This is a genomic window from Saccharopolyspora karakumensis (assembly GCF_004349225.1).
In the GTDB taxonomy this organism is placed as follows: domain Bacteria; phylum Actinomycetota; class Actinomycetes; order Mycobacteriales; family Pseudonocardiaceae; genus Saccharopolyspora; species Saccharopolyspora endophytica.
This window is the reverse complement of sequence record NZ_SMLA01000047.1, coordinates 40850-53686: the sequence shown is the minus strand read 5'-3', so window position 1 is coordinate 53686 and position 12837 is coordinate 40850. Positions and strand designations below refer to the sequence as shown.

Genomic DNA, 12837 nt, shown 5'->3' with positions numbered 1-12837 from the left:
GAATCAACCCAGCAACGCAACACCGCCCTGCCAGCCTGGATCCACTTCTACAATCACCACCGCCCCCACTCCGCCATCGGAGGCACACCGCCAGTCACCCGACTGACCAACCTCCCCGGACATCACATCTAGGCCCTCAGGCGAGACCCTAGAGCCAGCCGCGCTCGCGGAGTTCCGCCGCGAACCGCTCGTAGGTGGAGCCGAGCGCGGCCACTTCCGCCCGGTCCGGCTCGACGAGCTCGCCTTCCGGCACCATCGCGGCCGCCGCCGTGCTCAGGTCCGGGTGGATCGAGCCGGTGGCCGCCAGCAGCGCCGCGCCCAGAGCGGTTCCGGCCCCGAGCACGCGCAGCACCGGCCGGTCGAGGACCGAGGCCCGGACGCGGCACCAGACCGTGCTCCGGGCGCCGCCGCCCGCCGTGCGCACCGGCCCTTCGGCCACCGCGCCCAGCGTGGCCAGGCGTTCCAGCGCGAGGCGTTCGCAGAAGGCGATGCCCTCCAGGCGCGAGCGGTGCTCCTCGACGCGGTCCCGCGGCGTGCCGACCAGGAACGCCTCGGCCTCGGGCGCCTGGAACGGGAACCGCTCCCCGCGCCCGCGCAGCGGGTAGTCGAGCACGTTCGCCGGACCGTTCGCGAGGGCCGCGGCGTCCAGTTCGGGCAGTTCGGCAGGGTCCACATCGGACAGCGCCGAGCCGCCGACGTTGGCGGCCCCGCCGGGCAGCCACCTGCCTTCGGGGTGCAGGTGGCTGTAGACGACTCCGGTCGGGTCGTGCACGAGCTTCTCCGACACGCCCTTGATCACCAGGGTCGTGCCCAGCACGGTCACGAACTGCCCGGCGTCGACGGCGCCCGTCGCCAGCTGACCGGCGCAACCGTCGGTCATGCCCGCGCGGACCTCGCAGCCCAGCGGCAGCCCGGTGAACCCGGCGGCCTCGCGCCCCACCTGGCCGAGCACGGTCGTGGGGCGCACGACCTCCGGCAGCAGCGCGGCGGGAGCACCGGCCCCCCACTCACCGGCCGCCGCGTCGTAACCGCTCTTGAGCGCGTGGCTGGTGTCGGTGGCGACCGGGTGCCCGACGAGGCGCCGGGCGATCACCTCGGGCGTGTGGCAGATCTGCTCGGCACCCGCCGGGGGGTTGTCGGCCAGCCAGGAGACCCGGGCGCGGCGATCGTCGTACATCAGCGCAGGACCGACCGGCGCGCCGTCGGCGTCGACGGCGACGACCGTGCCCGAGGTCGCCGAGATCGCCAGCGCGGTGATCCCGGCGCTGCGCGCGCCCAGCAGGCCGGTGCACTCGGCCAGGCAGTCGCGCGCGGCGGGCCACCACGACAGGGCGTCCTGCTCCGAGCGACCGCCGGGCGAGCGCACGGGCGCGGGCAGCGGCCGCGAGGACTGCGCCAGCAGCGCGCCCGCCGGGTCGTGGACCTGCACGCGGACGGTGGCCGTGGCGACGTCCACGCCGGCGACGAGCTCGCCGGTCATGACGCGAGCTTCTCCAGCGCTCCCGGCAGCTCCGCCAGCGAGTGCACGGCGATGTCCGGTTCGGCGAGCTGCTCGGGCGTCGGCGCGGGCGGCGCTTCGCCGCGCAGCACCCACACCGTGCGCAGCCCCATGCGCTGGGCACCGCGGACGTCGGTGTCGAGGCGGTTGCCGACGTGCACCGCGCGGGACGCCGGGACACCGGCCTCGTCGAGGGCGTGCTGGAAGATCCGCGGGTCGGGCTTCTCCGCACCGACGGTCTCCGAGATGGCCCAGACGTCGATGTGGTCGGCGACGCCGTCCCGGCGCAGCGCGTCGACGACGACGGAGCGCTGGTTGGCGACCACGGCGATCCGGTAGCGCTCGCCGACCAGGCGCAGAGCGGGCAGGACGTCGTCGTGGAGGGCTTCCGGCGGGTACTCCCAGTACTGCTCCGCCAGGTCCGACAGCCGCTGCCGGTCCTGCACGGTGAGGAAGCGCTGCGCCATCGCCGTGCGCAGCGAGCCGCCCTGGGCCTGCCTGCGCTCGTCGTAGAGGCGCAGGAACTCGGTCTCGGAGACCTCGCCGCCCGCCTCGGCCGCGAGCTCGCGGGTGGCGCGCAGCAGCGCGTCCCGGTACGCGGCGTCGTCGTAGACCGGGCCGCCCACGTCGAGCAGCACGAGGTCGATCGGTTCGGCTCCGGTTGTGGGATCGGCCGGCACGTCCGGTCCTTTCGCTCGTGGTCCAACGGGACCGAGGTGGCACCCTGCACCCACAAGTTAACACTGGGAGCGACAGAATTAACAGCATATGATGTGATAACTACCAGTGCGCTGGTGGCGCGGATCTCGCCGCACCCGGTCACGTCCACGCCAGCTCCAGCAACGCCCAGGCCCTCCGGGTGCCGCGCCGGTCCCGGCGGCGGGCCAGCCGCTCCCCGATTAGCGCGCGGAAGTGCTCGGCACCCGAGCCGAGCCGCCCGAGGGCGCGTTCCAGGCAGTCCAGCGCGCGACGTTGCGGACCGGAGCACAGCACGTCCGCCAGCGCGACGTCCAGCGCCTGCACGCGGAGACCGTCGAGCTCGATCACGTCGGTCTCCCGGAACCAGGCGTGGTGCACGACCAGATCGCCCTGCGACCGCAACTCCCGGTCGTAGGGCACGGTCACGTGCACGGCGTCCTCGACCGGGCCGCAGCCGTGCATGGCCACGGCCGTCGGCCCGGAGATCACCCCTTGATCACCGGCGCGCAGCAGCGCGGCGGCGGCTCTGGCCATCGGGTCGCGCACGAGAGCGGCCGGCAGCACCACACCTGGCCAGGGCTGGACCCACTCGCCGGCCTCCAACGCCTCGGCGAGATCGGCTGAGCCGAGCACGCGTTCGGCCTCGTGGCGCGGCAACGCCCCGTGCCGGCGCTGCGGGGTCTGCGGGTCGGGTGCGGGCAGGAACTGCGGGCGGTCGATGTTCGTCCTCATGCTGAGAAGAGGCGCGAACCCCGCCCACAGATGCACCCCGAGCCCGGATACACCTCGATCAGGCGAATTCCGCGGCCCGCTCCGTCAGCTCCGCAGGCTCAGCAGCGCCGTGTGGACCATCGTGCGGATGCCGACCAGCAGCGCCCGCTCGTCGAGGGTGAAGGTCGGCTGGTGCAGGTCCTTGATCCGTCCGCTGCCCGAGTGCACGCCCAGGCGCGCGAACGAGCCGGGCACGTGCTCCAGGTACCAGCCGAAGTCCTCGCCGCCCGAGGACTGCGGGGTGTCGGCGTGCGCCTGCTCCCCCAGCGCGGCGGTGATCCCGGCGCGCATCAGCTCGGTGCTGTCCCGCTCGTTGACCACCGGCGGGACGCCGCGGCGGTGCTGCAGGTCGAAGCCGACGCCCAGCGGCGCGAGCAGGCTCTGCGCGAGCTCGTGGACCAGCGGTTCCAGCTTCGCCCAGGTGTCCCGGTCGGCGGTGCGCAGGGTGCCGGTGAGCACGCCGTCCTGCGGGATGGCGTTGGGCGCTTCGCCCGCGTGCACCGCTCCCCAGGTCAGCACGGTCCCGGTGCGCGGGTCGACGCGTCGGGACAGCAGGGTGGGCAGGCCGGTGATCACGCTGCCCAAGGCGTGCACCAGGTCGGCGGTCAGGTGGGGCCGCGAGGTGTGCCCGCCGGGCGAGGTCAGGCGCAGTTCCAGCAGGTCAGTGGCGGAGGTGATCGGGCCGACGCGGGTTCCGACGCTGCCCGCGGGCAGGCGCGGGTCGCAGTGCAGGCCGAAGATCCGGTCGACGTCGTCGAGCGCGCCGCTGGCCAGCACGTCCAGCGCGCCTCCGGGCATGACCTCCTCGGCGGGCTGGAAGATCATCCGCACGCGCCCGGGCAGGTCGGGGGCGGTGGCCAGGGCCATCGCGGCGCCGAGCGCGACGGTGGTGTGCGCGTCGTGGCCGCACGCGTGCGAAGCACCCTCCACTGTGGAGGAGTACGGCAGTCCGGTGGCCTCGGTCAGCGGCAGCGCGTCGATGTCGGCGCGCAGCGCGATCGTGGGACCGGCGCTCGTCCCCTCGATGTCGCAGGTCAGGCCGGTTCCGACGGGCAGCAGCCGGGGGGACAGACCGATCCGGCCGAGCTGGTCGACGAGGAAGGCGGTGGTGCGGTGCTCGGCGCGGGAGAGCTCCGGGTGGGAGTGGATGTGACGGCGCCAGGCGACCACGCGATGCGCGTTGGCGTTCAACCAGGCGTCCAGCCAGGACGGTCCGCGACCCGCACCGATGTCGGGCACGACGGACTCCACACCGGATCCGAAGCGGGAATCCATGTCCGCAATCGTGCTTTCGGTCGCGCCGATCGGCTCGTCAGCCACCAACGTCGCCTGGGCGACGGCCCACTCCTCGTCCGTCACCGCCGAACCGTCACGGTTCGGGCGCTGGCCCGGGTCCGGGCCACGAGAATCCACCACGGTCACGCCACGCCTCCCGACGTGCAGAACTGTTCGGTCGAACCTTTTCCAGCGCGGTCGGCGACACCGGCGAGCAGCCGCTCGCGCTGCGTGCCGTCGAGCACGGCCGCGAGCGCGGTCCACGCCATCGCCACCGCCCCGTCGAGGACCGCCAGGTCCGCCGAGGGAGCGGCGCAGGCCGCGGCGAACTCCGCCTGGTGGTTGACCGCGTCTCCGCATTCCACCGCGATCATCGGGTGGATCGCGGGCAAGGCCCTGGTCACGTTGCCCATGTCGGTGCTGCCGATGACCCGGCCCCGCTCGGTGCTCCGATCGAGCGGTTCACGCCCGAGATCGGTGATCGCGCGACGGTACGCCTCCGACAACCACTGGTCGCAGGCCAGCTCCGCGTAGACCGGGGAGATCTGCACGATCTCGTGCGAACATCCGGTCGCCGTCGCACTCGCTTCGAAGCAGGCCCGGATGCGGTTCTCCAGGCGCTGCAACGAGCGCGCTTCGGCAGCACGCAGGTTGTAGACCGCCGCGGTGCGCGCGGGCACGATGTTCGGCGCCGCGCCACCCTCCGTGACGATACCGTGCACCATCTGCTGCGGCTCCAGGTGCTGCCGCAGGAGTCCGATGGCCACCTGCGCGACGGTGAGCGCGTCGGCGGCGTTGATGCCGAAATCGGGCGCGGCCGCGGCGTGGGCGGCGCGGCCGGCGTAGCGGACCTCCAGGTCGGTGATGGCCAGCGAGCTCGGCAGGCAGATGTCCTCCGTCCCGGGGTGCACCATCATCGCCAGGGCGACGTCGTCGAAGACGCCGGCCTCCAGCATCACGACCTTGCCGCCGCCGGTCTCCTCGGCCGGGGTGCCGAGCACCTTGACGGTGAGTCCGGCTTCGTCGGCGATCTCGGCCAGCGCGAGCGCGGCGCCCACGGCGGAGGCGGCGATGACGTTGTGCCCGCAAGCATGTCCGACCTGCGGCAACGCGTCGTACTCGGCGCAGATGCCGACGACGAGGTCACCGCTACCGCGCTCGGCGATCAGAGCGGTCTCGAGGCCGGCCACGGGGGTCTGGACGGTGAAGCCGTGCTCGGCGAGCAGCGCTGCGACCTTGGCGGCGCTGCGGTGCTCGGCGAAGGCCGTCTCCGGCTCGGCGTGGATGCTGCGGGACAGCCCGGTCAGCGCCGCCTCGTTCCGGCGCACGACGTCGCGGCAGCGGTCGCGCAGCGCGGTTCGGCCTCCGGGCGCGCTCTGATCTTCGGGCGGGGTGGTACGCATGTGCGTTCATCCTGCATCAGCCCGATCAGCGGCGCGTGACGAGCACGCTACGTGGCGACCACCGGTAGGCGAGCTGCGCCGAACGGGTGGCGAGACTTCAGCTGGACAGAAAAAGGTGAATCCACATATTAGTTGAATTCCACGCAATTCCACGGTCCGAGACGGACATTCCCGACGCAGGGCCGGGAATGGGTGTGGGCCGGCACCGGTCGGGGGGCTTCCCGGCGCCGACCCACGTCTCATTGGGCTACTCACCCAGGAAGCGTGCGGAATGACTCCACACGCACGATCAGGTGTGAAAGTCCCACAGCTTCGCCGTCAGGTCTAGTCCATGGCGGAAATTGGTAGCGAAGAAATAGCGAAAACCGACGACACGGTCCGTTTTATCGGAATACCTACTTCTTCTTCTCGAAGAACAGCATCGGCTTCTTCCGGGCCTTGCGGGAAAGCAGCACGAGCCCGATCAGCACCACACCGGCGACCCCCATCGCGGTGCGCTGGTTGCGCTCGGCCTGCGTCTCGCGCTCGGGCGCGGGCGACTCCGGCGTCGGCTGCTGGGCCACGACGGCGACCTGGGCCACCTCCGCCTGACCAGCGGCCGGGCCTGCCGCCGCCCATGGTGTGAACAGCAGGGATAACGCGATCGCAAGTCCCGCGAGCAGGCGGCCGATCCGCCACATGATGGCTCCACATCCTTCGCGTCGCGCCGGATCACCGACACATCCGGGTCGTGTTCCGCGACCCCGTCCAGGGGTCACCCGTTCCGGTCGGAGTCGATCATATCGAACACGTGCCGCGAGCGAACGAGGTCGACTCCCCCCAGTGAGGACAGTCCTGGATCGACCGTCGAGCGACAACCGCCGGTTCAGCGAACCCCGGGTTCACGATCGATTCGCTCCCCGAGTTCATCGACGATCAAGGTGTCCCGGTCCACGCTATCGGTGCGATAAGCGGCCCGGCCCACGAGTTGCGCGAGAACCGGCGCGGTGAGCATCTGGAACAGTCCAACGAGGATCAATCCGGTGGCATAACCGAGGTCCAGCTGCACACCGGTGCCGATCAGGATCAGGATCAGGCCCAGCGTCTGCGGTTTCGTGGCGGCCTGCAGCCGCGCGGTCACGTCCGGGAAGGTCAGCAGTCCGATCGCCCCGAACAGGCAGGACAGCGCGCCGCCGATCAGGCAGATCGCGGAGAGGACGTCCGTCCAGCTCATCGGTACGGCTCCTTCTTCTCGATCAACTTCGCGGTGCTGATCGACCCGATGAAGGCCAGCAGCGCGAAGGCGGCCAGCAGCGCGATGTTCGACCCGTCCTGCTGCAGGCCCATGCCCACGCAGGTGCCCGCGACGACCAGCGTCACCAGCACGTCGACGGCCACGATCCGGTCCAGCGTGGTCGAACCGAGCAGCAAGCGGACGACCACCAGCAGCCCCGCCACGCTCAGCAGCACGAAGGTCACGGCGAAGACCCAGCTCATCCCGCATCACCCCTGACCAGTTCTCGCTGCCCGGCGGAGCCGACCGCGTCGACGACCAGCCTTTCCAGGAACCACATCTCGCGTCGCACCGAGTCCTCCTCGCCGGGACGCATGCCCAGCGCGTAGACGTAGCAGGTGCGGTTGGCGCGGTCGATCTGCAGCACGAACTTGCCCGGCGCGAGCGACACCGCGCTGGCCACGATCGCGATCACGTGGTCGGAGTCGCTGCGCAGCGCGCTGGCCACGATGCCCGCCTTGGCGCTGCGCCGGTGCCACACCGCCTGCCAGGCCACCCGGAGGGTGGAGATCACCAGGTCCCAGGCCAGGTAGCCGATCAGCCGCAGCATCGGCAGCGGGCGCAGCACCATGCGGGTGCGGATCATCGGCAGCGGGAACATCTGGGTCACCAGCAGCGCCACCAGCACGCCGAAGAACAGCGTCCCGACGTCGAAGGTGCCCCACAGCAGGACCCACACCGCGGTCAGCCAGATCACCAGCGGAACCCGGCGCAGCAGGCGCTGGTGCTTCGGCATGCGCTCACCCACCGGAACCACCTCCCAGCACCGCGGTGCGGTAGGTCTCGCCGTGCATCAAATCGCCGGCCGCGCGGCCCGCGACCTCGCCCAGCGGGCCCGCGACCAGCGCGATCACCAGGCTGGACACGACGAGCACGCCGGTCGCGGCCAGCATCGGTCGGCTGGAGCTGGCGGTGCCGACGACCAGTTCGTCGGTCGGGTCCGGGTCCGGCGCGGGAGCCTTCACCTGGCCCCAGAACACCCTGGTCCACACCCGCGCCATCGCGTAGAGGCTCAGCAGGCTGGTCAGCACGGCACCGGCGGTCACCGCGTAACCGGTGATCGTGCCGCTGCCGATGCCCGCTTGCAGCAGCGCGAGCTTGGCGACGAATCCGGAGAACGGCGGCACGCCCGCCAGGCTCAACGCCGGGAGCGCGAACAGGACCGCGATCAGCGGGGCGGCCTTGGCCATGCCGCCCATCCGGGTCAGCGCCACCGTCCCGCTGTGCCGCGTGATCAGACCGCTGACCAGGAACAACGTCGCCTGCACGGTGATGTGGTGGACGACGTAGAGGATCACGCCGGTGAGCCCGACGACGTTGTAGACGCCGAGCCCGAACAGCATGTACCCGATGTGGCTGACCAGCAGGAACGACAGCAACCGGTTGAGGTCGTTCTGCGCGAGCGCGCCGAGCGCGCCGACGATCATGGTGATCAGCGCGATGCCGAGCATCAGGTCCCAGGTCTCGGAGTGCGCGAACACCAGCGTCTGAGTGCGGATCAGCGCGTAGATGCCGACCTTGGTCAGCAGGCCTGCGAACACCGCGGTGACCGGTGCGGGCGCCGTGGGGTAGCTGTCCGGCAGCCAGAAGTGCAGCGGCACCATCGCGGCCTTCACGCCGAACACGATCACCACGAGCAGCGCCAGCGCGATCTGCAGGCCGCGCGGCAGGTCGGCGACCTTGGTGCCCAGGTCGGCGAGGTTGACGGTGCCGGTCGAGGCGTAGACCAGCGCGATCATCGTGATGAACAGCAGCGACGAGGCGAGGCTGACGATCGTGTAGGTCATGCCCGCGCGGACCCGGGTGGAGGTGGTGCGGCGGGTGATCAGCACGTACGACGAGCTGAGCATGATCTCGAAGGCGACGAAGAGGTTGAACAGGTCGCCGGTGAGGTACGCCAGCGACACGCCCGCGCACAGCATCAGGTACATCGGGTGGAACGTCGTGCTGGAGCGCTCCCGGCCGTAGTCGGTGATGCGCTGCCCGATCGAGTAGATCAGCACCGCGAACGTCACGACCGAGGACACCAGCAGCAGCAGCGACGAGAGCCGGTCGGCGATGAGCGTGATGCCGAAGGGTGCCGGCCAGGCGCCCATCTGCAGCACGACGGGCCCGCTCTGGTCGGAGGTGTAGAGCAGCACCGCCGCGTCGGCGATGATCACGCCCAGGACCAGCAGGCCGAGGATGCGCTGCACGTCGGCGAAGCGGCCGAGGGCCAGCGAGAGCCCGGCGGCGGCCAGCGGCAGCAGGACCGGCAGGGCGACCAGAACCGTCACTGCGCCGCCTCCTTCGCCGGTTCGTCCTCGGTCGAGTCGTCGTCGTCCGAGTCCTCACCGGACTCCAGCCGCTTCTCCAGCCGCTGGATCCGGCGGTCCTCGACGTCGTCGCGGACCTCGTCGTGGCCCAGCAGCGTCCAGGACCGGTAGGCCAGCGCCAGCAGGAACGTGGTGAGCGCGAAGGTGATCACGATGGCGGTCAGCGCCATGGCCTGCGGCAGCGGATCGGTCATCTCCTCCGGGCGGGCGATGTCGAGCATCGGGGGGCGCCCGGGCGGGCCGCCCGCGATCTGCAGCAGCAGGTTCGAGCCGTGGCCGAGGACCACGATGCCCAGCAGGATCCGCATCAGGGAGCGCTGCATGAGCAGGTAGAAGCCCACCGAGTAGAGGACCGCGATGGCGAACGCCACGGTCAGGTTGATGGTCATCGGCGCCCCCTCGCCGCGGCGTCGGCATCGGCCTCGATGCCCGAGCCGAGGGTGCGCAGCAGGTCCAGCACCACGCCCACGATCAGCAGGAACACGCCGGTGTCGAGGACGACGCTGCTGACGAACTTGATCTCGCCGAGCAGCGGCACGGTGAACTTGTAGATCGCGGTCTCCAGCAGCTGGCCGCCGAAGATCAGCGGCAGGAACGCCGCGGCGCAGGCGATCGTCAGCCCGAGGCCGATCAGCACCGGCGGTCGCATCGACACCACGGCGCTGTCGTCCATGCGGCCACCGGCGAGGTGGCGCAGCAGGAACGCCTGCCCGGCCACCAGCCCGCCGCTGAAGCCGCCGCCCGCGCGGTCGTGCCCGGCGAACAGCAGGTAGATCGACAGCACCAGCACGGTCGGGAACACGATGCGCGCGACCAGCTCCAGCAGCACCGAGCGGGCCTGGCCTTCGCGGCGGAAACCGGACAGCAGCCAGCGCTCGGTGGGCGCGTCCCAGTTCGTCCAGGACGGCTTGGTCGAGGGACTCACTTGCGCACCTCCTGCTGCTGCGTCTGCTCGCGCCTGCGGCGTTCGTGCCGCGAGGCCAGGATCAGGCTGGCGACACCGGTCGCGGCGACCGCGAGGACCGCGATCTCGCCGACGGTGTCGAAGGCGCGGAAGTCCACGATGATCGCGTTGACGACGTTGGTGGCCCCGGCGCCCTTCTCGGCGTGGTCCATGAAGTACTGGCTGGCCTCGGGCGGCGCCTGGCGCGCCGAGCTGAACCCGATCGCGGCCAGCGCGACGAACAGCCCGGCGGCGGTGGCGATGATCGCTTTGGGGATCCGGATGGCCTTCGACGAGTCAGCCTGCGAGAAGCGCTCCGGGAGCCGCCGCAGCACGAACACGAACGCCACGACGGTCAGCGTCTCCACCAGGAACTGCGCGAGCGCGAGGTCCGGGGCGCCGTCGACGATGAACAGCCCGCCGATGCCGTAGCCGATGACGCCGACCAGCAGCACCGCGGTGAGCCTGCGGTGGGCGCGCAGCACGGCCAGCGCCGCGAGCACCACGCCCAGGCTCAGCGGCACCTGCAGCAGGTTGTCGTAGGCGCGCAGGTCGTCGGGCACGGTGAACTGGATCAGCAGGGCGGATCCGGGGATGGCCACGACCGTCACCAGGACGATGCCGAGGTAGGTGGGCAGCGAACCCACCTGGGTGCGCGCGGTGACGGCGACCGCGACGCGCTCCAGCAGCGCGGTGATCCGCTCGTAGCCGCGCTGGGCGTTGAGCGGCTGCGGGAGCCGGTTGCGCCAGGCGGTGAGCGGGGTGCGCACCCGGTGCAGCACCAGACCACCGGCGACGGCGAGCACCGACAGCGCGAGCGGGATGCTGAAGCCGTGCCACAGCGCGAGCTCGGCGGGCTTGCCGACGGACTCGTAGGACGTCGCGTAGCCGTCGGCGAGCTCGTGGGCCAGCGGGTAGGCGACGCCCAGCACCAGTCCGGCGAGCGCGGGCAGCCCGGCGGGGATCAGGGCCTGCAGGTCGGCGGGCTTGACGCTGGTCGGCGCGAGCCCGGGTTTGGTGCCGAAGGCGCCGAACCACATGCGCAGGCTGTAGGCGACGGTGAGCATCGAGCCGAGCACCAGGAAGACGTCGACCGCGGCGCCTGCGGGCCCGGTCAGGAACGCGCCGAACGCGGCCTCCTTGCCGAGGAACCCGAGCATCGGCGGCAGGCCCGCCATCGAGCCCGCGGCCAGCGCGGCGATCGCCGCGAGCCACGGCTGGCGTGCGGCGAGCCCGGAGAGCTTGCGGATGTCGCGGGTGCCCGCCTGGTGGTCGATCATGCCGACGACCAGGAACAGGGTGGCTTTGAACAGGCCGTGCGCGAGCAGCATGGTCGCTCCGGCCAGCGCGGCGTCGTGGCTGCCCGCGCCGAAGAGCACCATCAGGAATCCGAGCTGGCTGACCGTTCCGTAGGCCAGCAGCTTCTTCAGGTCGTGCTCGTGCAGCGCGCGCCAACCGCCGAAGAGCATCGTGGCCAGCCCGAACACCACGGCCGGAACGCGCCATTCGAGCTGCGCTTCGAAGATCGGGCCGAGCCGGGCGACGAGGAAGACACCGGCTTTGACCATCGACGCCGCGTGCAGGTAGGCGCTGATCGGGGTGGGGGCGACCATCGCGGCGGGAAGCCAGTTGTGGAAGGGCAGCTGCGCGGACTTGGTGAACGCGCCCACCAGGATCAGCACCGCGGCCACGGCGGTGGCGGTGCCTGTCGGCGGGCGGTCGATGAGCTCGGAGATCCGGTAGGTGCCCGCCGTCTCGCCCAGGACGACGAAGCCGAGCAGCATGACCAGTCCGCCGAGACTGGTGATCATCAGGGCCTGCAGCGCCGACCGGCGGGATTCGCGGCTGATGCCCGCCTGCCCGACCAGCAGGAACGAGCAGACCGTGGTCAGCTCCCAGAAGATGTAGACGGTGGTGAGGTCGTCGGCCACGACCAGTCCGAGCATCGCTCCGGCGAAGCCCAGCAGCAGCGGTGCGGAACGCCGCGCGTCACCGCGTCCTCGGGCGAAGTAGGAGTCGGCGTAGATCAGCACCAGCACGCCCAGGCCGCAGACCAGGATGGTCATCACCAGCGCGAGCGCGTCGAGGCGGAACCCGAAGTTCAGGCCGATCAGCGGCACCCAGGGCACGGTTTCGGTCATCGTCCGGCCCGCGAGCACCTGCGGCGTGCGTGCGAGCAGCCAGACGGCGGCCGCGGCGGGTGGGATCGCGGCGATCAGGAACGCGGCGCGGGTGTTGCGCCGGGCCACCAGCGGCAGGAGCGCGGCCACCAACAGGTGCGCGATGACGAAGCCGAACAAGGCACCTCCTCCGCACCGCTGTTGTCATGCCTGCCAGCCTCGCCCGATCATTCGCCACCCAGGAGGTCCGCGCACCGCGGCGCGATCAGGCGCCGCGGATGTCCGGAAGGTCCGACCAACGACAATTTATCTGCACGCGCGGGTCTCGCGCCAACGCCGCCCATCGGAGAGTCCGGGCCGCTGGGAGCCGGTTTTTCGTTGCGCCGAAATAACGTTCGCCTTCAAAACGGCCCGGGAGCGCGACTGTGCAAGTGGGATTCTTCACGTGGCGTAACATCATCTCCCGACCTGGGCGATCTCCCGGTCGCCGATGCGGCTCCGCTGAGTTTTCGACGGTCTTCGTACCCGTTCCGGCCCGGC

At 71.2% G+C, this 12837-nt stretch carries 14 protein-coding genes; 1 reads left to right on the top strand and 13 read right to left on the bottom strand.

Annotated elements, in window-relative coordinates; all coding sequences use genetic code 11:
* On the top strand, window positions 1–132 hold a 132-nt coding region (locus tag E1202_RS24135), incomplete at its 5' end, for an integrase core domain-containing protein (RefSeq protein ID WP_165943966.1).
* Window positions 133–148: 16 nt separating this feature from the next.
* Here E1202_RS24135 and E1202_RS24130 read toward each other — a convergent pair.
* The 13 genes from E1202_RS24130 to mbhE all read right to left on the bottom strand — a co-directional run bounded on the left by E1202_RS24130 (window position 149) and on the right by mbhE (window position 12477).
* Window positions 149–1480 (bottom strand): FGGY-family carbohydrate kinase, encoded by a 1332-nt coding sequence (locus E1202_RS24130; RefSeq protein WP_132685413.1) that lies wholly within the window; start codon window positions 1478–1480, stop codon window positions 149–151.
* Complete coding sequence (locus E1202_RS24125) at window positions 1477–2178, bottom strand: HAD family hydrolase (protein ID WP_132685412.1); 702 nt, start codon at window positions 2176–2178, stop codon at window positions 1477–1479. The genes E1202_RS24130 and E1202_RS24125 overlap by 4 nt, the downstream gene beginning before the upstream one ends.
* A gap of 139 nt (window positions 2179–2317) precedes the next feature.
* Entirely contained in the window at window positions 2318–2929 is a 612-nt protein-coding gene (locus tag E1202_RS24120; RefSeq protein WP_235878960.1) for a hypothetical protein, read from the bottom strand.
* A gap of 84 nt (window positions 2930–3013) precedes the next feature.
* On the bottom strand, window positions 3014–4243 hold the full coding sequence (locus tag E1202_RS24115; RefSeq protein WP_132685421.1) for a M20 family metallopeptidase: 1230 nt from the start codon (window positions 4241–4243) through the stop codon (window positions 3014–3016).
* A gap of 143 nt (window positions 4244–4386) precedes the next feature.
* Window positions 4387–5646 carry an amidohydrolase gene (locus tag E1202_RS24110; protein WP_132685411.1) on the bottom strand — a complete coding sequence of 420 codons (1260 nt, stop codon included), beginning with the start codon at window positions 5644–5646 and terminating at the stop codon, window positions 4387–4389.
* 395 nt (window positions 5647–6041) lie between these two features.
* Window positions 6042–6326: a hypothetical protein gene (locus tag E1202_RS24105; RefSeq protein WP_132685410.1), complete on the bottom strand. Its 285-nt coding sequence runs from the start codon at window positions 6324–6326 to the stop codon at window positions 6042–6044.
* Window positions 6327–6511: 185 nt separating this feature from the next.
* Window positions 6512–6859 (bottom strand): monovalent cation/H(+) antiporter subunit G, encoded by a 348-nt coding sequence (gene mnhG, locus E1202_RS24100; protein WP_132685409.1) that lies wholly within the window; start codon window positions 6857–6859, stop codon window positions 6512–6514.
* Window positions 6856–7122 (bottom strand): monovalent cation/H+ antiporter complex subunit F, encoded by a 267-nt coding sequence (locus tag E1202_RS24095; protein WP_132685408.1) that lies wholly within the window; start codon window positions 7120–7122, stop codon window positions 6856–6858. The genes mnhG and E1202_RS24095 overlap by 4 nt, the downstream gene beginning before the upstream one ends.
* Entirely contained in the window at window positions 7119–7667 is a 549-nt protein-coding gene (locus tag E1202_RS24090) for a Na+/H+ antiporter subunit E (protein WP_235878959.1), read from the bottom strand. The genes E1202_RS24095 and E1202_RS24090 overlap by 4 nt, the downstream gene beginning before the upstream one ends.
* Window positions 7660–9195, bottom strand: coding sequence for a Na+/H+ antiporter subunit D (locus E1202_RS24085; protein WP_132685407.1), 1536 nt, complete (start codon window positions 9193–9195; stop codon window positions 7660–7662). The genes E1202_RS24090 and E1202_RS24085 overlap by 8 nt, the downstream gene beginning before the upstream one ends.
* Window positions 9192–9623: a Na(+)/H(+) antiporter subunit C gene (locus tag E1202_RS24080; protein WP_132685406.1), complete on the bottom strand. Its 432-nt coding sequence runs from the start codon at window positions 9621–9623 to the stop codon at window positions 9192–9194. Before E1202_RS24080 ends, E1202_RS24085 begins: the two co-directional genes overlap by 4 nt.
* Window positions 9620–10159 carry an MnhB domain-containing protein gene (locus tag E1202_RS24075; RefSeq protein WP_132685405.1) on the bottom strand — a complete coding sequence of 180 codons (540 nt, stop codon included), beginning with the start codon at window positions 10157–10159 and terminating at the stop codon, window positions 9620–9622. Before E1202_RS24075 ends, E1202_RS24080 begins: the two co-directional genes overlap by 4 nt.
* The gene (gene mbhE / locus E1202_RS24070; protein WP_132685404.1) at window positions 10156–12477 is read right to left on the bottom strand and encodes a hydrogen gas-evolving membrane-bound hydrogenase subunit E; all 2322 of its coding nucleotides are present in this window, start codon (window positions 12475–12477) and stop codon (window positions 10156–10158) included. The genes E1202_RS24075 and mbhE overlap by 4 nt, the downstream gene beginning before the upstream one ends.
* Window positions 12478–12837 lie beyond the last annotated feature (360 nt).

What these genes read in the sequence shown, in the direction of transcription:
- E1202_RS24130 (WP_132685413.1), bottom strand. Translation starts at nt 1,480, where the DNA reads ATGACCGGCGAGCTCGTCGCCGGCGTGGACGTCGCCACGGCCACCGTC.
- E1202_RS24120 (WP_235878960.1), bottom strand. Translation starts at nt 2,929, where the DNA reads ATGAGGACGAACATCGACCGCCCGCAGTTCCTGCCCGCACCCGACCCG.
- E1202_RS24115 (WP_132685421.1), bottom strand. Translation starts at nt 4,243, where the DNA reads ATGGATTCCCGCTTCGGATCCGGTGTGGAGTCCGTCGTGCCCGACATC.
- E1202_RS24110 (WP_132685411.1), bottom strand. Translation starts at nt 5,646, where the DNA reads ATGCGTACCACCCCGCCCGAAGATCAGAGCGCGCCCGGAGGCCGAACC.
- E1202_RS24105 (WP_132685410.1), bottom strand. Translation starts at nt 6,326, where the DNA reads ATGTGGCGGATCGGCCGCCTGCTCGCGGGACTTGCGATCGCGTTATCC.
- mnhG (WP_132685409.1), bottom strand. Translation starts at nt 6,859, where the DNA reads ATGAGCTGGACGGACGTCCTCTCCGCGATCTGCCTGATCGGCGGCGCG.
- E1202_RS24095 (WP_132685408.1), bottom strand. Translation starts at nt 7,122, where the DNA reads ATGAGCTGGGTCTTCGCCGTGACCTTCGTGCTGCTGAGCGTGGCGGGG.
- E1202_RS24080 (WP_132685406.1), bottom strand. Translation starts at nt 9,623, where the DNA reads ATGACCATCAACCTGACCGTGGCGTTCGCCATCGCGGTCCTCTACTCG.